The following is a 25,467-nucleotide window of genomic DNA, read 5'->3' on the forward strand; positions in this document are numbered from 1 at the left end:
TAGTGGTCATCGTAGCCGCTCGGGTGGGGCCTCCCGCACACCGGAGCGGACCGCGGGCGGCTCGCCGCCGAGGCGGGCGGCCACCCGGACGGCGGTCGCGGTCGCCCACGGGGTGGTGGTGGCCAGGCCGAGGAGGAGGATCGCGCCGCCCAGGCCCACCAGGATCCACCAGCCGGCGTGGCTGGCCGGGGCGAAGCCCGTCGCCACCGGGCCGACCACGGCCGAGGTGACGACCGTGCCGATCACCGCCACCCCCAGCGACTGGCCGATCTGGCGGCTCGTCGAGGCGACCGCCGCGGCCACCCCCGCCTGGGCGCGCGGCATGCCGGAGACGGCCGCGTTGGTGATCGGCGCGTTGACCATGCCGAAGCCGAAGCCGAACAGCGCGTACGCCACCAGCAGCAGCGCCGCCGGGGAGTCGGCGGCCAGCCCGGTCAGCAGCAGCCCGCTCGCGACCAGGCCCAGCCCGGCCGCGACCAGCGGCCCGCGCGGGCCCCGGCTGCCGACGATCCGGCCGGACAGCGGCGCGCAGACCAGCATCATCGCGGCCATCGGCAGCGTCCACAGGCCCGCCTCGAACGGGTCGTAGTGCCGGACGTTCTGCAGGTAGAGCGTGTTGAGGAAGAGGAAGCCGCCCAGGGCCGAGAAGGCGCAGACCGCGGTGACGGTGGCGCCGGTGAACGGCGCGCTGGCGAAGAACCGCGGGTCCACCAGCGGTTCGGCCACCCTCCGCTCCCACAGCGGGAAGGCGACCAGCGCGGCCAGGGCGGCCGCCGCCAGGGCGAGGATCAGCGGGGACGTCCAACCGCTGCCCGGGCCCTCGATGATGGCCGCGGTGCCGCACCCCAGCAGGACGATCATCAGCAGCTGCCCGACCGGGTCCAGCCGGCGCGGCCGGGGCGAGCGCGACTCCGGGACGTAACGGGCGGTCAGGAGCATCGCGACCACGGCGACCGGAACGTTGATCAGGAAGATCGACGGCCAGCCCGCGCCCTCCACCAGGAAGCCGCCCAGCAGCGGGCCGAGCGCCATCGAGATGCCGACCACGCCGCCCCAGACGCCGATCGCCCGGGCCCGCTCCTTCGGGTCGGTGAAGGTGTTGGTGATGATCGACATCGCCACCGGGTTCAGCATCGAACCGCCGACCGCCTGCAACGCCCGGAACGCCACCAGCCACTCCAGGCTCGGCGCCAGACTGCACAGCAGCGAGCCGAGCGCGAAGCACAGCAGCCCGGTCTGGAACACCCGGCGGCGGCCGAAGCGGTCGGCCACCGAGCCGAACAGCATCAGCAGCGAGGCCAGGACCAGGGTGTAGGCGTCGATGATCCACTGCAGCCCGGACGCCGGGGCGTCCAGGTCCCGCTGGATCGCCGGCAGGGCGATGTTCACCACGGTGTTGTCCAGGCCGACGATGAACAGGCTCAGGCAGCAGATCGCCAGGACGAGCAGTCGGCGGCGGCGCCCCGGGGCGCCGGAGGGCTGGGCTTCGGGCACGGGACCGATCCTCCCACCTGGGCGGTGCCCGGGGGCCGTGTGACGGACCGTCCGGGTGGCGGCGCCGGGGGGAGCGCCGGGGGCGCGTGGAAGCCCGGGGGGGGGTCAGACGGCGGCGAAGCGGACGGTGCGGGTGACCGGGTCGGCCTGCGTCAGCCGGACCCGGATCAGCCCGCCGAGCGGCAGCACCGCCCCGGGATCGGCGCCGTCGCAGCGGGCCCTGACGGCGGGCCGGCGCAGCTGCACGGTGCCGGCCGCGGGTCGCCGCTCGTCCACGTCGACCACCACGGCGGTGAAGTCCTCGCCCTCCCGGCCGGCCAGCAGCTCCGCCTCCACCAGGTCCACGCAGGCCCGCTCGACCTCGGCCGCGCGGCGGTCCCCGCTCGCCATCAGGCCCGGCACGGCGGGCAGCGCCTCGCGCGCCCAGTCCGGCACCTCCTCCCCCGCCGCCACCGCCGCGCACACCTCCTGCGCGAAGCGGTCCCCGAGCCGGCGCAGCGGCGCGGTGCAGTGCGCGTACGGCGCGGCGAGCGCGGCGTGGCCCGGGTCGGCCGGGGCGGGCAAGCCCCGGGACTCGTCGAAGGCGTGGTAGCCGGCGCCGCGCAGCAGGCCGGTGCACGCGTTGAGGAAGGCGGCGTCCATCGGCGCGTCCGGGTCCAGGGAGCGGATCAGCTCCGGGTACGGGAGCGTCTGCGGCCAGTCCACGTCCAGCGCGGCGGCGATCCGGCGCAGCCGCTCGTACGCGGCGGCGGGCGCGGCGGGCAGGGTGCGCAGCAGGCCGACGCCCGCGTCGAGCATCAGGTCGGCCGCGGCCAGGCCGGTGAGCAGCGAGATCTGCGCGTTCCAGCCGTCGGCGGGGCCGGGCGCGCGGTAGCCGAGGACGTAGCCGTGCAGGGTCTCCTCGACCTCCTGCTCGGGCACCGGGAGGCTGATCCCGCCCCGCGCGCGCTCCTGCTCCTCGCGCAGCCGGCCGACGGTGGCGAGCAGGGCGAGCTGCTCGTCGGCGCCGCCGAGGTCCACCGCGCGCTGGACGGCCTCGTAGTCGAGGCGGCGGTGCGAGCGGACCAGGGCGCGGCGCAGGTCGGCGAGCACCACGGCGCCGTCGGCGTCCAGGTCCAGCTGCCAGAGCAGGGCGGGCCGGGGCTCGCCGGGCAGCAGGCTGGCGGCGTCCTCGGAGATCCGGGTGGGGTGCAGCGGGACGCGGTGGTCCGGGAAGTACAGGGTCTCGACCCGGCGGCGGGCCTCGGCGTCGATGGCGCCGCCCGGGCGGACGAAGGCGGCGACGTCCGCGATGGCGTAGTACACCCGGTAGCCGCCGCCGGGGCGGTGGAGCAGGTGCATGGCCTGGTCGAGGTCGCGCGAGCCGGGCGGGTCGACGGTGAACAGCGGCAGGTCGGTGGCGTCGTGCTCGGGCAGCCGGGGGCGCTCGGCCGCTTCCTCCGCCTCGGCCAGCACCGGCTCCGGCCACTCGGTGTGGATCTCCAGGCGGGCGCGGAGTTCGGTCAGTTCGGTGTTGATCCGGGCGGAGTCGGCGGCCTTGACGCGCAGTTTTCGGCGAGGCATGCAGGCAGCGTAGGGCGAATCGGGTGATTCCGGACGGATCACCCCGCCGGACGCGCCGGGCCGCCGGTGGCACTGGACTGCCGGTGCTGTTGGGCTCAGCGCCCCAGCAGCGACTTCAGGTCCTTGCCCGCGAGCACGACGGCGTCGTCGTAGCCGCCGGTCGCCAGCCGGAGCATGAAGGCCACCGCGGCGGCCGGGTGCGGGTCGGTGTACGGCTCGCCGTTGTAGTCCGGGAACAGCAGCATCGCCTCGAAGGCGGTGCGCTTGTTCCGGTCGATCAGCGGGTGGTTGCGGGACAGGCTCTGGCCGAGGGCGGCGGCCTTGGTCCACGGGGCGCGGGCGGGGTGGGGCACGGGTGTGAGCGCTCGTAGGGTGGGGTCGAGTGGTCGTTCACGAAGGGGGTTCGGGCGATGGGTGTGGTGAAGGCGACCGGGGCGGCGGTGTCCGGGGTGTTGGCGGCGACGGGGGCGCTGCACGCGGTGTGGGCGGTGACGCCGTGGCCGCTGCGGACACCGGAGGAGTTCGCGGACACCGTGGTCGGCGCGGGCGACGGAACGCCGTCCCCGGCGGCCTGCGTCGCGGTGGCGGGGCTGCTCGGGACGGCCGCGTACCTGGTGGGGGCGGAGGCCGGGGTGCTGCCGGCGGTGGGGCCGCGGCGGCTGCGGCGGGCCGGGGTGCGGGCCGTGGCCGGGGTGATGCTGGCGCGCGGCGCCGGCGGCCTGGTGCTGTTCGGGAGGGTCGTCGAGCGGTCGGAGCGGTTCAAGCGGCTGGACACCCGGTACTACTCGCCGCTCTGCCTGGCGCTCGCGGCCGGGGCGGCCGTGGTCGCGGGGGCCGGTGGCGCCGAGTAGCCGCGGCCGGACGGGCCGCCCGGGGCGGACCGGTTTTGCGTAGGGTGGCGGGGTTCATCCGCCACAGAGTGTTGAGGAGTCCGCTGTGCTGGTGCTGTTGCCGCCTTCGGAGGGCAAGGCCGCGTCCGGGGACGGGGTGCCGGTGGCGCTCGACCGGCTGTCGCTGCCCGGGCTGACGGCCGCGCGCGGCGAGGTGCTGGACGCGCTGGTCGGTCTCTGCCGGGGTGACGAGGACACCGCCGCGGAGGTGCTGGGGCTCAGCCCCGGGCTGCGCGGCGAGATCGCCCGCAATGCCGGGCTGCCGGCGGCGGGTGCCCGTCCGGCGGGCGAGGTGTACACCGGGGTGCTGTTCGACAACCTGGGTCTGGCCACGCTGGACGCGGCCGCGTACGGCCGGGCCGAGCGGTCGCTGCTGGTCTTCTCCGGTCTGTGGGGAGCCGTGCGGATCTCCGACCGGATTCCGCCCTACCGCTGCTCGATGGGCGTGAAACTGCCCGGCCCGGGGGCGCTCGGCGCGCACTGGCGGGGCGCGATGGCGTCCGTGCTGCCGGAGGTGGCGGACGCGCTGGTGCTGGATCTGCGCAGTTCGGCGTACGCGGCGGCGTGGAAGCCGGCCGGCGAGGTGGCCTCCCGGACGGCGACCGTCCGGGTGCTCCAGGAACGCAACGGCAAGCGCACGGTCGTCAGCCACTTCAACAAGGCGACCAAGGGACGCCTGGTGCGGGACCTGCTGGTCGCGGGGATCGAGCCGAAGACGCCGGGCGAGCTGCTGGACGCGCTGCGGGGCCTGGGGCACCGGGTGGAGCTCGCCGCCGAAGGCACGGCGCGCAAGCCGTGGCAGCTGGACGTGGTGGTCACCGAGGTGCACTGAGCCCGGCTCCGGGGGGCGCCCCCCGGAGCCGGGCGTTCAGCCCCGGGCGTTCAGCCCCGGGCGTTCAGCCCCGGGCGTTCAGCCCCGGGCGTTCAGCCCCGGGCGTTCAGCGCAGGTGCGAGGTGTCGTTGAGCAGCCGCAGCGAGGCGTTGCCGTCCGCGTAGTACTGGACGGCGCAGAACGAGGCGGCGGACAGCTCCATCCGGTACAGCGCGTCCGGCGGGGCGCCGAGCGCCAGCCGGACCAGCGTCTTGATCGGGCTGACGTGGGAGACCACCAGCACCGTCCTGCCGGGATGCCGGGCGATGATCTTGTCCCTGGCGACGCCGGCCCGGTGGGTGAGCGTGGTGAAGCTCTCCGTGCTGCCGGTGGGCTTGGCCTTCGCCGAGCCGAGCCAGGCCGCCAGGTCCTCCGGGTGGCGCTCCTGCACCTCGGCGAAGGTCAGGCCCTCCCAGTCGCCGAAGTCGACCTCGCGCAGCCCGTCCTCGTACCGGACCTCCAGGCCGAGCCGGGCGGCGACGATCTCGGCGGTCTCCCGGGTGCGGCGCATCGGCGAGGCCACCACGGCCTGGATGCTGCCGCGGGCGGCCAGCTCCTCGGCGGCCCGCGCGGCCTGCCAGCGGCCCTTGTCGGACAGTTCCGGGTCGCTGCCGCCGCTGCCGGAGAAGCGCTTCTGCGGGGTCAGCGCGGTCTCGCCGTGGCGGAGCAGGACGAAGGTGGTCGGGGTGCCGAGGTCGGCGGGGGCGGCCCAGCCGGCCTTGGGGGCGGCGGTCTCCAGCGGCGGCTCGTCCACCACCGCGGCGGCCCGCGGCCGGGGCTCCCACTGGCGGCCGGCCTTGCCCGCGTCCATCGCCTCGTTGGCGAGCCGGTCGGCGTCCTTGTTCCGCTCGCGCGGGATCCAGGTGTACGTCACCCGGGCGCGCGGGAGGATCGTGCGGGCCTCGGCGGCGAGCGGCTGCATGTCGGGGTGCTTGATCTTCCAGCGCCCGGACATCTGCTCGACGACCAGCTTGGAGTCCATCCGGACGTCCACCGAGGCGTCCGGGTCGAGCTCCCGGGCCGCCTTGAGGCCGGCGATCAGGCCCTTGTACTCGGCCACGTTGTTGGTGGCGTGGCCGATGAACTCGGCGGCCTCGGCGATGATCTGCCCGGTGTCGCCGTCCCGGACCACCGCGCCGTAGCCGGCCGGCCCCGGGTTGCCCCGGGACCCGCCGTCCGCCTCGACGATGAAGCGAGCCGCCACCGGGTCAGGCGCCCGAATCGGCGGTGCGGACCAGGATCCGCGAGCAGTTCTCGCAGCGGACCACCTTGTCGGCCGGCTCGGCCTTGATGGCGTTGAACTCGGTGATGGAGAACTCGGTGCGGCAGCCCTCGCAGCGGCGCTGGTAGAGGCGGGCCGCGCCGACGCCGCCCTGCGTCTGGCGCAGCTTGGTGTAGACCTTCAGCAGGTCGGCGGGGACGACGGCGGCGACGGTCTCGCGGTCCCGCTTGACCTTGTCGGCCTCGGTGTCGATCTCGGCGAAGGCGGCGTCCCGGCGGGTCTCGGCCTCGGTGAGGACGACGGTGGAGTGCTGGAGGCGCGCGGTCAGCTCGGTGACCCGGGTCTGGGCGCTCTCCAGCCGCTCCATGACCTCCAGCACGATCTCCTCCAGGTCGCCCTGGCGCTTGGCCAGCGAACCGATCTCGTGCTGGAGGTTCTCCAGGTCCTTCGGCGAGGTGATCGCGCCGGAGTCCAGGCGCTGCTGGTTGCGGGCGGCCCGGGCGCGGACCTGCTCCACGTCCTGCTCGGCCTTGGTCAGCTCGCGCGTGGTGTCGCCCTGCTGGGCCTCGGCGGCGACCACCAGGTCCTTGAGCGCGGTGTGGTCGGCGGAGGCCTTCTCGATCTCGGCGTGCTCGGGCAGGCTCCGGCGCCGGTGGGCCAGCTGGTCGAGCTTCGAGTCGAAGGCCTGGAGGTCGAGCAGGCGGATCTGGTCGGCGGGCGCGGCGTTCAAGGGGAAGGCTCCTGTGAATCGGGTCAGGCGGTGAAGGACATGGGGGCGTGCGCGGTCCACGGGTCGGTGACCCGGTGGGAGACCTTGGTCTCCACGGCCCAGCCGCGCTGGTCGGCGGCGGCGTGCAGGGCCCGCTCGGCCAGGGCGAGCCAGGGCCACTCGGTGGCCCAGTGCGCGGCGTCGACCAGGGCGACCGGCGCCGCCTCGGCGGCCTCGGACGCGGGGTGGTGGCGCAGGTCGGCGGTGAGGTAGGCGTCCACCCCGGCCGCCCGCACCTCGGCGAAGAAGCTGTCGCCCGAGCCGCCGCACACCGCGACCCGGCTCACCAGCCGGTCCGGGTCGCCGGAGACCCGGACGCCCGTGGCGGTGGCCGGCAGGCCCTCGGCCACCTGCGCGGCGAAGGCCGACAGGGGCAGCGGGGGCTCCAGCAGGCCGATCCGGCCGGTGCCGCGGCGGCCCAGCGGGTCGGTCGGGTCCGGCACCAGCGGGCCGGTCACCCGCAGGCCCACGGCCTCGGCGAGCGCGTCCGAGACGCCGGGGTCGGCGTGATCGGCGTTGGTGTGCGCGACGTGCAGGGCGATGCCGTTGCTGATCAGCGTGTGCACCACCCGGCCCTTGAAGGTGGTCGCGGCGACGCTGGTGGTGCCGCGCAGATAGAGGGGGTGGTGGGTGACCACCAGGTCGGCGCCCCACTCGACGGCCTCGTCGACGACCGCCTGCACGGGGTCGACGGCGAACAGCACGCGGCCGACCTCGGCCCGGGGGTCTCCGCAGACCAGGCCGACGGCGTCCCAGGCCTCCGCCCACTGCGGCGGGTAGACCTCTTCGAGCGCGGTGATGACGTCGGACAGTTTCGGCACCTGTCGAGACTACCGTGCGCGCGGGGGCGGTCGGGCCTCGGCCGTTCGGCGACCTGGACGGCGGCGGGGCGGCAGTGCGGCGGGGATGGCGGCGGGTGTGCGGCGGCGGCGAGGTGGCGGCGCGGCTCGGACACGGGTGCCGATGGCGTACGGACGCGCGTCAACCTGTGGCGGGGGCGCCCGGGAGGGGCCGGCGCCGGTCGCACGCGCCCGTGCGCCCGGCGCCCACTGCTCACACGGGAGCCCTCGCACGAATTCGAAACCGCCTCCTGATCACCCTTACGAGTGAAGTGACCGGCTCTACGTTGAGCCACTCCCGCCTCGAAAGTAACTTCAGTCCTGCGAACGGGAGTTGCCCCGACAGTTGCCCCGACCGGGGGTCGGGAAGGCGCTCCGCCGGACACGGGCCCTGGCGAGACCGGGCCCGGGGCGGGCGCGGCCGGGGCCCCCGCCCCAGGCGCGGCACCGCCGTACCAGGGCGGTGCGCCGCACCGGGGCGGCACTCCCGTTCAGGGGCGGCACTCCCGCTCCTTCCGAGGAAGCCGATCAGGCCGGGCCGCACGCCCGGGTGCCGGAGCAGCGGGCACCCGCGGGCGGCGGACGAGACGAAGGGATGTGGTGGCGAATGGCGGCGGGCACATCGCTGCGTACGGCCGGGGGCGGGGAATCGGCGGGCCACGGGCCGGATGCGGCCGGACCGTGGCCGGAGACGACGCGGGCGGCGCTGGCGGACGCCGGCGGCCGGGGAGGCGGCGGCGACTGGGAGGTCACCGCCGGGGGCTTCTGGTGCACGGCCAGGCCGCCCGCGTCGGCTCCACTCCCGGAGCAGGGCTGGAAGCTCCACGTCAGCGCGGCCTCGGCGGTCGGCGAAGCGGTGCTCGCGGCCGTCGTACGGGCTCTCGCCGACGACCCGTGCCCGTTCAAGTTCGCCGCCGGGGAGCAGCGGCTGCGCGAACTCAACTCCCGTAACAGCGATCGGGGTTCGGCGGGCAAGTTCATCACCGTCTACCCGGCCGACGACGCCCAGTTCCGGCGGCTGGCCGCCGGACTCGACCGGGCCACCGCCGGACTGCCCGGGCCCGTCGTGCTCTCCGACCGCCCCTACCGGCCCGGCAGCCTGGTCCACTACCGGTACGGCGCCTTCGCGGCCCGCGCCGAGCTCGGCCACGACGGGGAGTACCGCTCCGTCCTGCACGGGCCGGACGGCGAACGGGCCGAGGACGTGCGCGGAGCCTCCTACCGGGCGCCGTCCTGGGCCCGGGACCCGCTGGTGGCCGGTGCGGCCCGGCCGGGGGCGAAGCGCGGCGCGGGCGTGCTGCTCGCCGAGCGGTACGCGATCACCGCCGCCGTACGGCACAGCACCAAGGGCGGGGTCTTCCTCGGCCGGGAGGCCGCGAGCGGCGTCGAGGTCGTGGTCAAGCAGGCCCGCGCACACATCGAGGTCGACCGGGCCGGCACCGACGCCCGCGACGCCCTGCGGCACGAGGCCGCCCTGCTGACCCGGCTGGACGGGCAGGGCCTGGCACCCCACCCGATCGAACTGATCGAACGGGACGACTCCGTCTTCCTCGTGCAGGAACGGATCGCCGGACAGCCGCTCGGCGCGTGGGTCGCCGCCCGGCTGCGGCGCGACGGCAGCCCCGACGTCGACTGGGCCGAAGCCGGACCGGTCGCGCACGCCCTCCTCGACCTCGTCGAGCAGGTGCACGCCCAAGGGCTCGTCCTGCGCGACCTCTCCCCCGGCAACGTGATGGTCCGCCCCGACGGCCGCCTCCGGCTCGTCGACCTCGAACTCGCCGCCGAAACCGGCCGCCCCGCCGGCTCCGCCGGCACCCCCGGCTACCGCGCCCCCGAACAGGGGCCCGGCCGGCTCGGCCTCGTCCACGACGGCACCTGCGTCGCCGACCCGGCCGTCGACCTGTACGCCCTCGGCGGCCTGCTCTTCCTCCTCGCCACCGGCCACGACCCGCTGCTCCCGGACGACCTCCCCCGGGCCCGCCCGGTCACCGAGCGCCTCGGCCGCTGGCTCACCCTCGCCGCCCGCACCGGCACCACCGCCCGCCGCCTCGCCCCCGCCGTCCTCGGCCTCCGGGCCGAACAGCCGGGGCAGCGCTGGAGCCTCGCCCGGGTCAGGGCGGAACTCGCGGGCGGAGCCACCGCGGGCGCCCGGCGCAGCGGAGACACGCACCCGGACCCGGCCGACGGCGGCGGAACCCCTGGTGCCGTGCACGGCCACGAGACCATCGCCGCCGTCACTCCCCTGTGGCAGGCACCGAACCGGCGGACCACGCACACCGGGCGCCCCGACGGCCCGCATGCCGCCGGCCCGACCGGCGCCGCCGCCACCGCACCCCCGCAGCGAGCCGCCGACAGCAGCGCCGCGCCCGCCGGGGCCGGTGCCATCCGGGCCGCCGCCGCTCCGCCGTGGCGCGCCGCGGCCCACCGGGCCACGCCCGCCGAGCACTCCGGCGACGCCCACGACGACCGTTCCGCGACCGATGCGACCACCACGACCGGCGGCCCCCGGGCTGCCGTCCGACCCGACGGCACCGCTCCGGACGCCGCCTGCCGCGCGTCGGCCGGCCTCCTCGACCGGGTGCTGTGCGACGGCCTGCGGCAGCTGGCCGTCACGGCCACGCCGCTGCGGCGGGACCGGTTGTGGCCGGTCGTGCCCGCCGGGGAGCGGACGGATCCGTGCAATGTGCAGCACGGCGCCGCCGGGGTGCTGGCGGTGCTGGCGCGGGCGGTGGCGGCGGAGGGCCTGCCGGGCGGGGTGCGCGCGGAGGCCGCGCGGACGGCCCGGACGGCCGCCGGGTGGATCGAACGGCGCCTGGCCGCCGAGCCGGTGGTGCTGCCCGGGCTGCACTTCGGGCGGTCGGGGACGGCCTGGGCGCTGTTGGACGCCGCCCGGGCGCTGGGCGACGAGGGGCTGGCCGTTCGGGCCGCCGCGCTCGCCCGGCGGATCCCCGTCGAGTGGCCCAACCCCGATGTCTGCCACGGCGCGGCCGGCTCCGGGTTCACCCAACTCCGCTTTGCCGCCGAAGGCTTCACCGCCGAAGCCGCCGATGACCCGGCCTTCCTCGACCGCGCCGCCCACTGCGGCCACGCCCTGCTCGCCGCCGCCCGGCGCGAGCCGTACGGGCGGGTGTGGCCGGTGCCGGCGGACTTCGACTCGGCGCTCGCCGGGATCACCCATCTCGGCTTCGCGCACGGCGTGGCCGGTGTGGGCGCCTTCCTGCTGGCCGCCGCCGAGGCGACCGGTGACCGCGACCTGCTGGCCGGCGCCGTCGAGGCCGGGCGCACGCTCGCCGCGACCGTCCGCTGGGACGCGCCGCGCGAGAGCGCCTGGTGGCCGCAGAGCGCGGGCGATCCGGACCGCGTCCGGCTGGCGCACTGGTGCAGCGGCTCGTCCGGCGTGGGCACCTTCCTGCTGCGCCTCTGGCGGGCCACCGGCGACGCCACCGCGCACGGGCTGGCGCTGGCCGCCGGGCGGGCCGTACTGGCCGGGCGCTGGCACGGCGGGGTGAGCGCCTGCCACGGACTGGCCGGCGACGGCGAGTACCTGCTCGACCTCGCCGAAGTCGCCGACGATCCGGAATTCCGTTCCGGCGCCGAGGAGTTGGCACAACTGATCGCTGCCCGGTCGGCGCTGCGGGGCGGCCTGCTGGTGCTGCCGGACGAGACCGGGACGGGCTGCGCGGCCGGCTACGGCACCGGCGCGGCGGGCGCGCTGGCCTTCCTGCTGCGGCTTCGGCACGGCGGCCCCCGGCTCTGGGTGGATCCGGTGCCGCCCGCCGTGCGCCGGCTCCAGGGCTCGGGCAGCGGGGTGAGCGGGGCATGAACGTGGCCACCCGGACCGTCGCGCAGGCGCTGCGCCGGCTGAGCTTCACCTTCTCCGCCGACGGCGGTCACGCCGCCTGCCTCGCCTCGGCCGCCGACGGCGGCTGGTACGTGGAGAGTTGGCGGCTGCCCTCGGACGGCGGGCCGGCCACCCCGCTGGCGTTGCCGCTGTCCGGCAACCGGTCGGAGAGCCTGCGTTCGCAACTGGTCGCGCTGCCGGACGGCTCGGTGCTGGTCTGCCGGCACGACGGCGAGCGGCACGACCTGGTCCGCCTCTCGTACGGCGAGAACGGCGCCGTGGAGCAGCAGATGGCCACGATCCGGATGCCCGGGCTGCGGCTGCTGCCGGTCCCGACGCCCCACGGCGCCGGTCCTCGGACGCCGGTGGCGCTCGCCCTCGGGACGGACACCCGCCCGGCGACCACCGTCTGGCTGGTGCGGACGGACGGCAGCGAGCCCGAACGGGTCGCCGAGATCACGGGGTTGCACGGCGGCGGCGCCTGGCTGGACAGCGCCGGGGCGCTGCTGGCGCTGGACCGGGTGAACGCGGGGCTCGTCCGCACCGTGGTGCTGGACCTGCGCAGCGGCACGACCACCCCGTTGCTGGAGATCGGCGAGCGCAGCAACGACCGGCTGGTGCTGTTCGACCCGGACAGCCGGTTCGCGATGGTGCGCAGCGACGCGCCGGGCACCGACCGGCTCGGCTGGGGCGTGCTGGGCGGCGGCGAACCGCTGCGGTTCCCGGAGTGCCTGCACGTCGCGGGCATGTTCCTGCGGCCGGTCGCGCTGCGGCGGACGGCGGACGGCCCGCAGGTGGCGGTGCAGGTCGACCACGGCGCCGGCTCCGCGCTCGCCCTGTGGCGGGCCGCCGCCGGCCGGCTGGACCAGCTGCCGGTGCCGCCCGGCCGGCTCGGCGCGGTCGGCCACTGGGGCGGGGCGGCGCTGCGGCTTCCGTACTCCTCACCCGACCACCCGGCGGCGCTGGCCGCCCTGGACGTGGACGCGCTGCTGGCGCACGGCCCGGCGAAGGCCGGGTCCGGCCCGATGCCGATGCCGTTGCCGCTGCAACTGGCGCCGCTGGGCTCCGGCCTGCCCGGCCCGTGGCGGGACACCGTGCTGCCCTGGCAGCCCGGCGGTCCGCGCACTCCCCGCACCCAGCCGCCGGGTTGGCGGGTGGACGGCAGCACCGCGCCCGGGGACGGCGGCCGCTGGCAGCCCGCACAGAGCCTCGAACTCGCCGGTCCGGCCGGGCCGTTGGAGGCCGTGGTGTACGGCGGGGACACCTGGCTGAGCAGCCCGCACCTGGTGCTGGCGCTGCACGGTGGCCCGGCGGACGCCTGGCGGCTGGAGTTCGACCCGGCCCTTCAGCGGATGGCCGCCGAGGGCCTGGCCGTGATCGCGCCGAACCAGCGCGGCTCCACCGGCTACGGGGTGGCGCACGCGATGGCCATCCGGGGCGCCTGGGGCGGGCCCGACCTGGACGACGTGCTGTACCTGCTGGACGGCATCGCCGGCCAGCGCGCGGCACTCGGGCTGGAGCCGCCGGCCCTGTTCGGGGTCAGCTACGGCGCGTTCCTGGCGCTGCTGGCGGCCGCGCACGCGCCGTCCGAGCAGGTGTCCCGCTGCGCGGTGGTCGCACCGTTCCTGTCCGGTGCCCGGCTGCTGGCCGAAGCGGCACCCCCCGTACGGGCGTTGACCACCCGGCTGGCCGGCGACGAACCGATCACCGACGCCCGCGGCCCGCGCGACGTCCTCCAGCTGGCGCACCGGTTGAGCGCCCCGCTGCTGGTGGTGCACGGCAACCGGGACGAGGTCGTGCCGGTGAGCCAGTCCCGTTCGCTGCGGCACGAGTTGCTGCGGATCGGCCGGGTCGAGGGCGCGGACTTCCGGTACGTCGAGGCGGCCGGATCGGGCCACGAGGTGCTCGCCGAGGAGGGCGCGGCCGTGCTGCACGAGCTGCTGGCCGCGTTCCTGCGGACCGGCCGACCGGGCTGACCGGAGCCCCGACACCTCGGTACGTCGACTCCTCGACACCTCGACACCTCAGGAAATCGGCACCTCGACTCCTCGACACCTCAGGACGTCGACACCTCACCACACAGACTCCCGGGCCCGACGCGGCCCGGGGCACCACCCCCGCGCGGCGGACCGAGCCGCCCGGGGGCGACACCCGATGCCCGCAGGCAGATCGCGGCGGGCGTAGTTCCAGGGGAGGAACCCGATCATGGAGAACATGGTGGACTTCGAGACCGACCTCGCGGCGCTGCAGGACCTGCCGGAGACCGAGTCCGTCGAGCTGACCGGCCACGGCGCCGGCTGCCAGTACACCTGCCTCATCCTCACCTGCCTGATCTTCACCAACAGCTGATCCAGGCGGTGAGCCGTGGGTGCCGTCCCCGCCTGTCCGGACAGGCGGGGACGGCACCGTCCGTTTCCCCGCACATGCCCGACCCCCGACCCGACGTCCCGACGGGAGCTCCGACTTGCCCCGCCGCCCCACCGACTTGCCCCGCCGCCCCACCGGCTGGACCCTCGCACTCGGCATCGCCCTGCCGGTCGGGGCCGCCACCACGCTCGCCCTGCCCGCCGCCCTCGCCGCGGCCGTCGACGCCGCCCTGGGCCACCGGCCCGAGTCCGGCGCCTTCGTGCGGCTCGCCCTCGTCCTGGGCGTGGCCGCCGCGGCCGACGCCACCGCCGCCGCGGCCGCCCCGGCCTGCTCCGCCGAGGCCACCGCCGCCCTGCGCGGGCGCCTCGTCCGCCACCTGCTCGCCCTCGGAGCCGGCGGCCGGCTCCGCCACGGACCACCGCCCGGCGACCTCGCCGCCCGCCTGCTGGGCTCGGCCGGCGACGCGGGCGGCCGGCTGCCCGCCGTCCTCGGCGCGGCCACGGCGCTGCTCACGTCGGCGGGCGCGATCGTCGGGCTCGGGCTGCTGTCACCGTGGCTGGCGCTCGCCTACTTCGCGGGCGTCGTCCCCGGCGTGGTGCTGATCCGGCTCTTCCTGCGCGAGGCCGGGCCGGTGTTCGCCCGCTACCAGGAGGTCCAGGCCGACCTTGCCGCCCGGCTCGGCGGCGCCCTCACCGGACTGCGCAGCATCCACGCCGCCGGCGCCGAACAGCGTGAGGCGGCACGGGTGTTGGCGCCGCTACCGGACCTGTCCGCCGCCGGGCACGCGCTCTGGGCGGCGCAGCGGCGCACCGCCTGGCAGGCCACCCTGCTGATCGCGGTGGTCGAGGTCGCGGTGCTCGCCACCGCCGGGGCGCTCCTCGCCGACGGCACCAAGACCCCCGGCGCCCTGGCCCCCGGGGCGCTCGCCGCCGCGGCCGGCTGGGCGGCCCTCGGCGCCGGGCTCTTCGAGCAGGTCGAGGCGCTGGTAGCGGTGGTGCACGCCCGCGCCGGGCAGGCCCGGGCCGACGAACTGCTGGCCGTCCGCCCGGCCGAACCCGGCCTGACGGCCCTCCCCGCCGGCGGCTACGGGGAGGTCGTCCTGCGCGGCGTGGTGGTGCGCGACGGCGACCGGGTGCTGCTCGGCCCGCTCGACCTGACGATCCCCGGCGGCCGCACGGTCGCGCTGGTGGGACGCTCCGGCTCCGGCAAGTCCCTGCTGGCCGCGCTGCCCGGGCGGCTGCGCGACCCCGACGAGGGCGCCGTACTGATCGACGGCGTCCCGGTGGACGCGCTGGCCCCGTCCGAACTGCGGCACGCGGTCGGCTACGCCTTCGCCCGGCCCGCCCTGATCGGCCGTACGGTCCGCGACGCGCTGGCCGGCGCCGGCCCCGCCGAGGCGGCGGCCGCCCGCGCGGACGGCTTCCTCCAGCGGTTGCCCCGGGGCTGGGACACCCCGCTCGACGAACTCCGGCTCTCCGGCGGCGAACTGCAACGCCTCGGCCTGGCCCGGCTCCTGGCCCAGCCCGCCCGGGTCGTCGTCCTCGACGACGCCACCTCGGGCCTGGACCTCGCCACCGAGTACCTGGTGACCGAGGCCCTCGACCGCGCCACCCTCGGCCGCACCCGGCTGGTGGTCGCCCACCGCGCCGGCGTCGCCGCCCGCGCCGACCTCGTCGCCTGGCTCGACGCCGGCCGCCTGCGCGCCCTCGCCCCGCACGCCGCCCTCCTCGCCGACCCCGACTACCGCGCCACCCTGTCGGACACCGCCCTCCAGACGGCCGCCGCCTGATGGCCCGCCACCGCACCCCGTCCGACGGCGGCGCGGGACGTCGGCCCGCTCGACTTCCCGTACACCCGCCGACCCCGGCGCCGCCCGGCACGAGAAGTCGGCATCGCCGACGTGCCGCACCACGGCCCGCAACGACCGGGGCCCCGCGTCGGCCCGGCGCGGGCCGACCGCCCGGCACCGGAGGTCGGCGTCGTCGACTTCCCGCGTCCGCCTCCCCCGGGTGGGTGCTGCTGTTCCGGCAGCTGGCCGTCACGCGCGGGCCGCTGCTCCGGCTGCTCGGGTGGTCCGGGGCGGAGGCGCTGCCGCCGCTGCTGTCCGGGCTGCTCGTCTCGACCGCCGTCGACCGGGGGTTCCTGGCCGGGCGGCCGGGGGCCGGGGTGGCCTGGCTGGCCGGGTTCGGCGCCGCGATGGCCGTCCGGGCGTACGCGGCGCGGGCCGGGTTCCCGCACCTGGCGGGGGTGGTGGAGCCGTTGCGGGACGCCCTGGTCGAGCGGGTGGTCCACAGCGCGCTCGCCCGGCCGTCGGCGGATCCGGCCGAGGTCGCCCGGCTCACCGAACAGGTCGAGTCCGCGCGGCAGTTGACCGCCACCCTGCTGCGCACCCTGCGCGGCGTCGGGGTCACCCTGGTCGCCGCCCTGGCCGGTCTGGCGCTGCTGGCGCCCGTCGTCCTGCCGCTGGTCCTGCTGCCGCTGCTCGCCGCCGGGTTCCTCTTCGCCCGTCTGCTGCGCCCGCTAGTGGCGCGGCGGCACGCGGTCGTGCTCGCCGAGGAGCGGCTGGCCGCCGAGGCGGGGCGGGCGCTGCACGGGTTGCGCGACGTGCAGGCCACGGGCACCCGGGAGCAGGTCGCCGAGGCACTGACCGGGGCCGCCCGGGCGAGCGCCACCGCCTCCCGCGCCCTGGGCCGGGCCTCGGCCCTGCGCGCGCTGGTCGTGGCCCTCGGCGGTCGGCTGCCCGTCCTGGCCGTCCTCGCCGCCGCGCCGTGGCTGCTCGCCCGCGAGGCCCTGACCCCCGGCGAACTGCTCGGCGTCGCGACCTATCTGCTGCAGCAACTCGACCCGGCGGTGCGGACGTTGGCGGGTACGGTCGGCGGCTGGCTACTCAACCTCGCCGTCGTCCTGGACCGCCTGGCGGCCACCACGATCGACCCTCCGGCGGACACCACCCCCAGCGCGCTGCCGGGGAGAGCCCCGGGGCAGGAGCCGGAGGTACGGGTCAGCGGGTTGAGGTACGGGCACGGCGGGGCCGGGGCGCCGGTGCTGGAGGGGCTGGAGTTCGGGTTCGCGCCCGGGGAGCACGTGGCCGTGGTGGGGGTGAGCGGGGCGGGGAAGTCGACGCTGGCGGCCCTGCTGGCCGGGGTGCTGGCGCCGACGGGCGGGGCCGTCTCGGTGGGCGGGGTGCGGCCGGACGGGCTGGCGGGGGCCGCGCGGGCACGGCTGGTGGCGTTGGTGCCGCAGGAGGCGTACGTGTTCCCGGGGCCGGTGCGGTCCAATCTGACCTGGCTCTCCCCGGAGGCCACGGAGGAGCAACTCGCCCGTGCCGTCCGCGTACTGGGGGCCGATCAGGTGGTCGCGCGGCTGGGCGGCCCGGAGGCCGTCCTGCGCGATCCGGGCGTGCTGTCGGGCGGGGAGCGGCAGTTGCTCGCGCTGGTGCGGACGTATCTGTCGCCGGCGCCGGTCGTGGTGCTGGACGAGGCGACCTGCCATCTGGACCCGCGTGCGGAGGAGCGGGTCGAGCGGGCGTTCGCCGCCCGGCCAGGGACTCTCGTCGTGGTCGCGCACCGGATCAGTTCGGCCCTGCGCGCGGACCGGGTGCTGCTGCTGGACGGCGGGCGGGGGGTGCTCGCCCGGCACGGCGATCTTCAGGTGCTGTCCCCGCTGTACCGCGAGTTGGTCGGTCACTGGCTGGGTTCGACGGCGGGTCGCGCGTCATGATCTCGATAGGATCTCGTCCGTTCCGGCCGTTATGGTGGCCGGGGCACGGGCCGCGATCACCGGCTGTGGCGCGTACCGAGCGCCCGATCGGGGACCCGACCGCGCGCCGCCAAGCGCCGGCCGGGCGCCGATGACCTGCACCCTCCGCACGGAAAAGACGATTTCTGATGTCCGACACCCTCACCGACACCACCGGACCCGCGGCCAACGGGACCGACGCCGACGAGAGCGCCGCCGGGGACACCTCGTCGCACGGCCGGCACCGGGGCCGTTCCGCCGCCGACGACAAGCCCGAGGCCGACCCGCACGGCCGGCACCGCGCCGCGGCGGGCCGGGGCTGAGCACACCCGCACCGGAAGGGCCCGTCGGGGGGAGCACCCTCGGCGGGCCCTCGTCGCGTTCGGGCGGGGCCCGCGGCTCAGCGCCCCAGTGTCACGACCGTGCGCAGCGCCTCGCCGCTGCGCATCTGGGCGATCGCCTCGTTGACGTCCGACAGGTCGACGCGGTGGCTGATCATGCCGTCGAGGTCGATCCGCCCGGCCCGCCACAGGTCGACGACCAGGGCGATGGTGCGGGCCACCGGCGCCCCGCCGTAGAGCGAGGGCAGCAGGCGCTTCTCGTTGAAGAACAGCTCGCCCATGGTGAACTGCGCGAGGTCGTCCTGCGCGCCGGCGCCGATCACCACGACCGCGCCGCCGCGCCGGGCCGCGTCGTAGCCGGCCCGGACGGTGGCGGACCGGCCGACGGCCTCGAAGACGTAGTCGAAGCCGCCCCCGGGCAGGCCCTTCGCCGTCGCCCTGAGGTCCTCGGGGGCGATCGCCTCGGTCGCGCCGAAGGCCAGTGCCCGCTCGCGGCGCGAGACGACCGGGTCGACGACGGTGATCCGGGCGGCGCCGCAGACCCGGGCGCCCTGCACGGCGGCGACCCCGACCCCGCCCGCGCCGATCACCGCGACGGAGGCGCCGGGTTCGACCCGGGCGGTGTTGACGGCGGCGCCGACGCCCGTGGTCACCCCGCAGCCGATCAGCGCGGCGGCCTCGTACGGCAGGTCGGCGGGCACCTTGATGACGGCGTCCGCGGCGACCACGACCTCCTCGGCGAACGCCCCGGTGCCGTAGAACCCGGAGGCCTCGACCGCCGCGCCGCCGTCCTCGAAGCGGAAGCCGGGCGCGCCGAGCCGCCGCAGGCTGGCGATGCACAGGTGGCCGCGGCCCCGCTCGCAGTGCGCGCAGCGGCCGCAGGGCGCCATCCAGCAGAGCACCACGCGGTCGCCGGGGGCGAGGCCGGCCACGCCCCCACCGACCTCCACGACCTCCCCGGCGCCCTCGTGCCCGGGGACGAACGGCGCGGGCTGCGGCAGGACGCCGCTCATCGCCGAGAGGTCGGAGTGGCAGAGACTGGCAGCGCGCATCCGGACCCGTACGGCGCCCGGCCCGAAGCCGACGGCCGTCACGTCCTCCCGGACGTCAAGGGTCTCCTGGCCGGTCTTGTGCAGGACGGCTGCGCGCATGGGGCTGCTCCCGGTGTGCCTCGTGTGCTCGGTTCTCCACGGTCGGGCCCGATTCTGACACGGGCGACCCGACCCGACTAGAACACGTTCCAGGGCCGCTGTGGTCCGCCCCTCTACCGTCGAGTAGGGTCCGGGGCGAACGCGTTCGCGCACGTCCCGAGCCCGAGGAGCACCGTCATGTCCGACCTGCTGGAGAGTGTCCGCCCGGCGGCCGAGGTGCTGGCGGCGTTCGAGGCGGCCACCGGGTTCATGCCGCTGGACGAGGGGCTGGCGCTGTACGCGGCGGCGGTGACGGCGGCGCGGCGCACCGGGCTGCCGGTGCTGGAGATCGGCACCTACTGCGGTCGCTCGGCGGTCCTGCTGGCGGCGGCCGCCCGGGAGACCGGGACGACCGCGCTGACGGTGGACCACCACCGCGGCTCGGAGGAGCAGCAGCCCGGCTGGGAGTACCACGACCCGACGCTGGTGGACCCGGAGGTGGGGCTGATGGACACCCTGCCGCGGTTCCGCCGGACGCTGCACGCCGCCGGGCTGGAGGAGCACGTGGTGGCGCTGGTGGGCCGCTCGCCGCGGATCGCGGCGCTGTGGGGCCGGCCGCTGGCCCTGGTGTTCATCGACGGCGGGCACACCGACGAGCACGCGACCGGCGACTACGAGGGCTGGGCCCCGCACCTGGCGCCGGACGGGCTGCTGGTGGTGCACGACGTGTTCCCGGACCCGGCGGACGGCGGCCAGGCCCCGTACCGGGTGTACCTGCGGGCGCTGGCCGAGGGCTTCGAGGAGGTCTCGGTGACGGGCTCGCTGCGCGTCCTGCGCCGGACCGCCGCGAGCTAGCGCTAGCCGCTCACCACCCGCCGCCCACCGCCCGATCCGCCGAGCGGCCCCACAGTCCTGCACGGATGCTCTAACGTCGTGCCGGAGCTGTCGGGCGGAGGTTCGAACGGTACGGTGTCCGCGCAGCACCAGGCAGAGCATCGGCGGACGGTGGGGGCTAGCGGCACATGACGGACCAGCACAACACCGCTCCGGCAGTCTGGGACCCCACCGCGCGCGGCGGCGCGGGCGGCTGGGTGCGCGGCCCGCAGCGACCCGCCGAGCCCACCCCGGCGCAGCCCGCCCCCGCCCAGCCCGCCGCACCGCGCCCCGGGGCCGCACCGCAGGACGGGGCCGCGCTGCCGCCCGGCACCGGCGCCGTCGGGGACCAGGGCCCACCGCTGGGTGCCCGCCCGTACCTGGCCGCCCCGAAGCCGCCGTCCGTGCCGCCGCCGGCGCCGTTCCCCTCCCACGCGTCCGCGCAGACCCCGGGGCCCGGCTACGTGTCCGGCGAGGCCCCCGGCCCCGGCTACGTGTACCCGCCGCAGCCGCCCGCCGGCCCGCAGCAGCCCCCGTACGTCCCGTACCAGGGACAGCCCGACTACCCCGCCGACTACCCCTCCGGTTACCCCGCCGACTACGAGGACCCGGACGACGGGGACCGCCCGAACAACCGGAAGGCACCGCTGCTGATCGGCTTCGCGCTGCTCCTGGTGGTGGCGGTCGGCGGCGGCCTGCTGGTGGCCGCCCAGAACAGCGGCGACAAGAAGGACCAGGCCTCGCCCGCCCCGCCGTCCGCCTCCGCGACGTCCACCGGGAACCCGCCGACGGGCCCGGCGCCCACCGGTACGGACGCCGCGCCGAACGGCGCCACCGACCCGGCCTCGTCCGCCGCGGCGCCGTCCCCGACCGCGAGCGGTGCCGGCGCCAACGCCAAGACGCAGGCACAGGCCCTGGACGGCCTGCTCACCGAGGGCGAGAGCGCGAAGGCCCCGATCGGCAGCGCGGTCGCCAAGGTGAGCAGCTGCCCGGCGAAGGCCGACATCGAGAGCGCGGCGCAGGTGTTCGACAACGGCGCCAAGCAGCGCGACGAACTGCTGCGCAAGCTCGCCAAGCTGAGCGCCTCCGACGTGCCGGGCGGCGCGGACGCGATGGCGTCGCTGAAGTCCGCCTGGCAGCTGTCGGCCGACATCGACCGGGCGTACGCGAACTGGGCGCGGGCGGTCGCCGGCCAGGGCTGCTCGGGCTCGGCCCCGAACACCGCCGACAAGAAGCGGGCCGACGAGCTCAACCCGCAGGCCACCCAGGCGAAGAAGGACTTCGCGGGCAAGTGGAAGCCGATCGCCGACACCTACGGCCTCACCCCGCGCACCCAGGACAGGATCTGATCCACCCGTGACCGGCCCGAACTCCCGACCGCCCCGCCGTTCCACCCTGCTGCGCGCCACCACGGCGGTGGGCGCGGCCGTTCCGCTCTGCCTGGCGGGCTGGCTGGGCTGGCAGTCCCTCGGCCACTCCGCGGCGGTGGGCGGCACCGCCGCGCCGGCCACCTCCCCGGCCGGAACCGCCACCCCGGGCACCACCACACCGGGCACCACCACCCCGGGAACCCCGGCCCAGACGCCGACGACCCCGGTGCCCCCGACCACCCCGACGACGCCCGCCCCGTCGAACACACCCGCCCCGTCGGACACCCCGGTCTCCCCCACCGCGCTCACCGGCCGCACCATCCTGCTCGACCCCGGCCACAACCCCGGCAACTCCGCGCACACCGCCGAGATCAACCGCCTGGTCGACATCGGCAACTCCCGCAAGCAGTGCGACACCACCGGCACCGAGACCAACTCCGGCTACACCGAGGCCGAGTACACCCTGGACGTCTCCCACCGGGCCCGCGCCATCCTGGCCGCCCGCGGCGCGACGGTGGTGCTGGCGCAGGACGGCGACCGTCCGTGGGGCCCCTGCATCGACGAGCGCGCCCGGGCCGGCGCCGACGCGCACGCCGACGTGGCCCTGTCGGTGCACGGGGACGGCGGTCCGGCGGGCGGCAGCGGGTTCCACGTGATCCTCCCGGCGAAGGTGGCGGCCGGGAAGGCGGACAACTCGGCGATCGTCGAGCCGTCGCGCCGGCTCGGCCTGCTGCTGCGCGAGCGCTTCCGCGCCGCGACGGGCGAGCCGTACGCGGACTACACCGCGAGCGACGGCCTGGACACCCGCTCCGACCTGGGGGGCCTGAACCTGTCCACGGTGCCGAAGGTGTTCATCGAGTGCGGTAACATGCGCAACCCGGTGGACGCCAAACGGATGACGGATCCTCAGTGGCGGCAGCGGGCGGCCCAGGGGATCGCCGACGCGCTGACGGCGTATCTGACCACCCGGTAAGGAAGTTGGGCCGGGGCGGCCGACGGCGTGCGCGCCGCCCGGGTCGCGCCTTTGGCAACGACTTCGCCCCATTCCCGGTCCCGCCGTGCACCGGCGGTGCGGTTGGGCCTAGGCTTCTGGTCCGTTCGGGAGTTTCGGCCGGTCAGCCCGACCGCACGAACCGCCGTCCACGACACGTCAACGAGGGGAACGTTAGTGAATCTGCGCGCTCTCACCAGGGGAGACGCCGCCGTCGCCGGCGCGGCCGTCCTGCTCTTCATCGCCTCCTTCCTGCCCTACTGGACGGTGGACTGCACCGGCCGGTACTGCGGCGACACATCGCAGAACGCGTGGAGCACCCAGCTGTTCCCCATCCTGCCGTCGATCTACCTGCTCGGCATCGCCGCCGCGGTGCTGATCCTGCTGCACCGCTTCCAGGGCGAGGCCGCGGCCGGGCGCCAGGTGCTCGGCCTGCGGCTGGACCAGTGGGGCATCGCCTTCGCCGTCGTCGCGCTGTGGACGGCGCTGTGGTCGCTGGGCGGCGGCCCGTCCGGCGGCAGCTTCGGGCACGGCTTCGGCGCCTGGCTCGGCCTCATCGCGCTGATCGTGCTGGCCGGTGCGGCCGCGGCCGCGCCGCTGGTGCCCGCGCTGAAGGCCCCGCTGGTCGCCGACCGTCCGGCGGCCGTCCCCTACCAGGGCGGCTACCCGGCCCCGGGCCAGCCGGTGCAGCCCGGCCAGTACGGCTACCCGGCCCCGGGCCAGGACCCGAACCAGGCCCCGGCGTACGGCGCCCAGCCCGGTGGCTACGGCTACCCGGCGGCCGGCCAGCCGCAGCCGGTGCAGGCCGGCCAGCCGCAGGACGCGGCCGCCGCCCCGCAGCCGGTCCCGGCCGCGCAGCCGCAGCCGACCCCGGCCGCCCCGGCGGCCGACTTCGCACCGTTCTGGTTCGCCGTCCCGGCCCCGCGCTCGCTGGCGTCGAAGGACAACCCGGCGGGCGCCCCCGTCGGCGAGCTGGTGCCCGGCACCTGGTACCTGGCGGTCGAGCAGCGCGGCAGCGCGCTGGTCGCGCAGTTGCAGGACGGCACCGTCGGCCTGCTGGCCGACACCTCGGGCATCCAGCGCGGCTGACGCCCCCCGCCGGTACGACGAAGGGGTGGGACCGGATCTCTCCGGTCCCACCCCTTCGCGTTGCCCGTACGAGCCTCAACCGTCGTACGGGCCTCAGCCGTCGTACGGGCCTCAGCCGTTCGCACCGGCATCGGCCACGGCTACGGGCCTCAGCAGCAGTCCTGGACCACCAGCCCGGCGGGCAACTGCTCCCCGCCGAAGACCGCGACCGTCGCCGGGTCGCCGCCGAGCGCGGCGACCGCGAGCAGCAGCGCGCCGGCCGTCCAGGTCGTGCGCTCCTCCGGCCAGACGGCGTCGTCCTCGAAGACGTACCCGGTCCAGTAGGAGCCGTCCTCGTGCCGCAGGTGCTTCTGGATCCAGCGCAGGATCTCCACGGCGCGGTCGGAGCGGCCGATCGCCCAGAGCGCGAGGGCGAGTTCGGCGCTCTCGCCGCCGGTCACCCACGGGCGGTCGCTGACGCAGCGCACGCCGAGGCCGGGGACGACGAAGCGGTCCCAGTCCCGGTCGATCCGTTCCAGCGCCGCGTCGCCGCGCAGTCCGGTGCCGAGCACCGGGTAGTACCAGTCCATCGAGTAGCGGCCCTTGTCGAGGAACCGCTCGGGGTGGTGGGTGATGGCGTGCCCCAGCCGGCCGGCGGCGAGCTCCCAGTCGGGCTGCGGCTCCTCCAGGTACTCGGCGATGGCCAGCCCGCAGCGCAGCGCGTGCAGCATGCTGGACGAGCCGGTGAGCAGCGCCTCGTCGGTGGCGGTGCCGTCCTCGTCGAGGCGCCAGGCGATCGGGCCGCCGGGCAGCCGCTGGCCGACGATGAAGTCCAGGGCGCGCCGGACGACGGGCCAGATCCACTCCAGGAAGGCGTCGTCGCCGGCGCTGAGGTGGTGGTGCCAGACGCCGACGGCCACGTAGGCGCAGAAGTTGGTCTCCTTGGCCCGGTCGGTGACGGCGCCGTCGGTGTAGGCGGCGTACCAGGAGCCGTCCGGGTTCTGGGTGGCGGCGAGCCAGCGGTAGGCGGCCTCGGCGGCGGCGTGCTCGCCGGCGGTGTCGAGGGCCATGGCGGCCTCGGTGTGGTCCCACGGGTCGAGGTGGTGGCCGGCGAACCAGGGTATGGCGCCGTCGGGAAGCTGTTCGGCCAGGATGCTGCGGACGGTGCCGGCGGCCTGCTCGGCGTCGAGCACCCCGTCGAGCAGCAGTGCCTCGGGGACGGCGGCGGTCATGCGTCCACGCGCCCGGGCTCGGTCCGCCGCGGCTTGGACGCGTAGGCGACGAAGCTCTTGCCGATGACCGGGTTGAGCGCCCGTTCGGCGGCCTTGGTGAGGGTGCTGATCACCGGGGTGCCGACGATGTCCCAGACCAGCAGCTGGTGGTAGGCCTTGACCGGCAGCGCCTTGTCGTTGTTCACGCCGACCGCGCACTTGATCCACCAGTACGGCGAGTGCAGCGCGTGCGCGTGGTGGGTGCCGTAGGGCTCCAGGCCGGCGTCCTTGAGCTTGCCGAGCAGTTCGTCGCCCCGGTAGATCCGGATGTGGCCGCCCTCGACCTCGTGGTACTCGTCGGACAGCGTCCAGCAGATCTTCTCGGGCAGCCAGCGCGGCACGGTGACGGCGAGCAGCCCGCCCGGCTTGAGCACCCGGAACATCTCGTTGAGCACGCCCTTGTCGTCCGGTATGTGCTCCATCACCTCGGAGATGATGATCTTGTCGAAGTAGTCGTCCTCGAACGGCAGCGCCAGCGCGTTGCCCTCCATCGCGACCGCCGACGCGCCCTCCGGGGCCTCGCCGGCCTGCTCCATCGCGGCGAACCACTTCTGGACCTCGGCGATCTCCTCGGCGTTCTGGTCGAGGGCGATCACGTTGGCGCCGCGGCGGTAGCACTCGAACGCGTGCCGGCCCCCGCCGCAGCCCAGGTCGAGCACCCGGTCGCCGGGGGCGAGCGGGAAGCGCGAGAAATCGACGGTCAGCACTGCAGGGCTCCCATTCCTTTTGCTACCAAGCGGACTTGACGCCGCGTCAGTTCGATCCGCTACCGCTCCGCACCGGGCGGCCGGGGCCGCCGGGCGGGCGCCGCGCAGGGCGGCCGGAGCGA

21 protein-coding genes are annotated in these 25,467 nt (G+C 76.4%); 12 read left to right on the forward strand and 9 right to left on the reverse strand.

Annotated features, from left to right (window positions below; genetic code table 11):
- Window positions 1–6 precede the first annotated feature (6 nt).
- The 3 genes from AB0O19_RS24900 to AB0O19_RS24910 form a co-directional block, all read right to left on the reverse strand.
- Window positions 7–1,494, reverse strand: coding sequence for an MFS transporter (locus AB0O19_RS24900; RefSeq protein ID WP_363622462.1), 1,488 nt, complete (start codon window positions 1,492–1,494; stop codon window positions 7–9).
- A 105-nt stretch (window positions 1,495–1,599) separates the two neighbouring features.
- The gene (locus AB0O19_RS24905; protein ID WP_363622464.1) at window positions 1,600–3,057 is read right to left on the reverse strand and encodes an RNB domain-containing ribonuclease; all 1,458 of its coding nucleotides are present in this window, start codon (window positions 3,055–3,057) and stop codon (window positions 1,600–1,602) included.
- A gap of 95 nt (window positions 3,058–3,152) precedes the next feature.
- On the reverse strand, window positions 3,153–3,410 hold the full coding sequence (locus tag AB0O19_RS24910) for a Fic family protein (protein WP_363622466.1): 258 nt from the start codon (window positions 3,408–3,410) through the stop codon (window positions 3,153–3,155).
- Window positions 3,411–3,467: 57 nt separating this feature from the next.
- On the opposite strand from AB0O19_RS24910, the gene AB0O19_RS24915 reads away from it, so the two are divergent.
- Together AB0O19_RS24915 and yaaA are read left to right on the forward strand one after the other, a co-directional pair.
- Window positions 3,468–3,908: a DUF3995 domain-containing protein gene (locus AB0O19_RS24915; protein ID WP_363622468.1), complete on the forward strand. Its 441-nt coding sequence runs from the start codon at window positions 3,468–3,470 to the stop codon at window positions 3,906–3,908.
- Between the two features lie 85 nt (window positions 3,909–3,993).
- Window positions 3,994–4,779: a peroxide stress protein YaaA gene (gene yaaA, locus AB0O19_RS24920; RefSeq protein WP_363622470.1), complete on the forward strand. Its 786-nt coding sequence runs from the start codon at window positions 3,994–3,996 to the stop codon at window positions 4,777–4,779.
- 106 nt (window positions 4,780–4,885) lie between these two features.
- Here yaaA and AB0O19_RS24925 read toward each other — a convergent pair whose 3' ends face one another.
- The 3 genes from AB0O19_RS24925 to AB0O19_RS24935 are packed head-to-tail and all read right to left on the reverse strand — an operon-like array spanning window position 4,886 to window position 7,630.
- Window positions 4,886–6,022: a bifunctional RNase H/acid phosphatase gene (locus tag AB0O19_RS24925; RefSeq protein ID WP_063347373.1), complete on the reverse strand. Its 1,137-nt coding sequence runs from the start codon at window positions 6,020–6,022 to the stop codon at window positions 4,886–4,888.
- 4 nt (window positions 6,023–6,026) lie between these two features.
- Entirely contained in the window at window positions 6,027–6,770 is a 744-nt protein-coding gene (locus AB0O19_RS24930) for a C4-type zinc ribbon domain-containing protein (protein ID WP_363580833.1), read from the reverse strand.
- A gap of 23 nt (window positions 6,771–6,793) precedes the next feature.
- Window positions 6,794–7,630 (reverse strand): Nif3-like dinuclear metal center hexameric protein, encoded by an 837-nt coding sequence (locus AB0O19_RS24935; protein ID WP_363622472.1) that lies wholly within the window; start codon window positions 7,628–7,630, stop codon window positions 6,794–6,796.
- A gap of 625 nt (window positions 7,631–8,255) precedes the next feature.
- On the opposite strand from AB0O19_RS24935, the gene AB0O19_RS24940 reads away from it, so the two are divergent.
- The 6 genes from AB0O19_RS24940 (at window position 8,256) to AB0O19_RS24965 (ending at window position 17,917) form a co-directional block, all read left to right on the forward strand.
- Window positions 8,256–11,471 (forward strand): lanthionine synthetase LanC family protein, encoded by a 3,216-nt coding sequence (locus AB0O19_RS24940; RefSeq protein WP_363622474.1) that lies wholly within the window; start codon window positions 8,256–8,258, stop codon window positions 11,469–11,471.
- On the forward strand, window positions 11,468–13,465 hold the full coding sequence (locus AB0O19_RS24945; RefSeq protein ID WP_363622476.1) for an alpha/beta fold hydrolase: 1,998 nt from the start codon (window positions 11,468–11,470) through the stop codon (window positions 13,463–13,465). Before AB0O19_RS24940 ends, AB0O19_RS24945 begins: the two co-directional genes overlap by 4 nt.
- Before the next feature lie 229 nt (window positions 13,466–13,694).
- Window positions 13,695–13,838, forward strand: coding sequence for a VenA family class IV lanthipeptide (locus AB0O19_RS24950; protein ID WP_159398410.1), 144 nt, complete (start codon window positions 13,695–13,697; stop codon window positions 13,836–13,838).
- 115 nt (window positions 13,839–13,953) lie between these two features.
- Window positions 13,954–15,645 carry an ABC transporter ATP-binding protein gene (locus AB0O19_RS24955; RefSeq protein ID WP_363622478.1) on the forward strand — a complete coding sequence of 564 codons (1,692 nt, stop codon included), beginning with the start codon at window positions 13,954–13,956 and terminating at the stop codon, window positions 15,643–15,645.
- A gap of 224 nt (window positions 15,646–15,869) precedes the next feature.
- Window positions 15,870–17,576, forward strand: coding sequence for an ABC transporter ATP-binding protein (locus AB0O19_RS24960; protein WP_363622480.1), 1,707 nt, complete (start codon window positions 15,870–15,872; stop codon window positions 17,574–17,576).
- 167 nt (window positions 17,577–17,743) lie between these two features.
- Entirely contained in the window at window positions 17,744–17,917 is a 174-nt protein-coding gene (locus AB0O19_RS24965; protein WP_363622482.1) for a hypothetical protein, read from the forward strand.
- Window positions 17,918–17,994: 77 nt separating this feature from the next.
- On the opposite strand, the gene AB0O19_RS24970 is transcribed toward AB0O19_RS24965, so the two are convergent.
- Entirely contained in the window at window positions 17,995–19,086 is a 1,092-nt protein-coding gene (locus tag AB0O19_RS24970) for an alcohol dehydrogenase catalytic domain-containing protein (protein ID WP_363622484.1), read from the reverse strand.
- A 177-nt stretch (window positions 19,087–19,263) separates the two neighbouring features.
- Between AB0O19_RS24970 and AB0O19_RS24975 the strand changes: the two genes are divergently transcribed.
- The 4 genes from AB0O19_RS24975 (at window position 19,264) to AB0O19_RS24990 (ending at window position 23,388) form a co-directional block, all read left to right on the forward strand.
- Window positions 19,264–19,920 (forward strand): class I SAM-dependent methyltransferase, encoded by a 657-nt coding sequence (locus AB0O19_RS24975; RefSeq protein WP_363622485.1) that lies wholly within the window; start codon window positions 19,264–19,266, stop codon window positions 19,918–19,920.
- A 167-nt stretch (window positions 19,921–20,087) separates the two neighbouring features.
- Entirely contained in the window at window positions 20,088–21,287 is a 1,200-nt protein-coding gene (locus AB0O19_RS24980; RefSeq protein ID WP_363622487.1) for a hypothetical protein, read from the forward strand.
- A 7-nt stretch (window positions 21,288–21,294) separates the two neighbouring features.
- On the forward strand, window positions 21,295–22,281 hold the full coding sequence (locus AB0O19_RS24985) for an N-acetylmuramoyl-L-alanine amidase (RefSeq protein ID WP_363622489.1): 987 nt from the start codon (window positions 21,295–21,297) through the stop codon (window positions 22,279–22,281).
- Window positions 22,282–22,476: 195 nt separating this feature from the next.
- The gene (locus tag AB0O19_RS24990) at window positions 22,477–23,388 is read left to right on the forward strand and encodes a hypothetical protein (protein ID WP_363580813.1); all 912 of its coding nucleotides are present in this window, start codon (window positions 22,477–22,479) and stop codon (window positions 23,386–23,388) included.
- Window positions 23,389–23,537: 149 nt separating this feature from the next.
- Here the strand turns inward: AB0O19_RS24990 and AB0O19_RS24995 are convergent, their stop codons facing one another.
- Window positions 23,538–24,599, reverse strand: coding sequence for a prenyltransferase (locus AB0O19_RS24995; protein ID WP_350885009.1), 1,062 nt, complete (start codon window positions 24,597–24,599; stop codon window positions 23,538–23,540).
- A complete protein-coding gene (locus AB0O19_RS25000) occupies window positions 24,596–25,345 on the reverse strand; it encodes a methyltransferase domain-containing protein (protein WP_363372252.1) in 750 nt (249 codons plus the stop codon). The genes AB0O19_RS24995 and AB0O19_RS25000 overlap by 4 nt, the downstream gene beginning before the upstream one ends.
- Window positions 25,346–25,467: the final 122 nt, after the last annotated feature.

Source organism: Kitasatospora sp. NPDC091276 (genome assembly GCF_040684355.1).
GTDB lineage: Bacteria > Actinomycetota > Actinomycetes > Streptomycetales > Streptomycetaceae > Kitasatospora.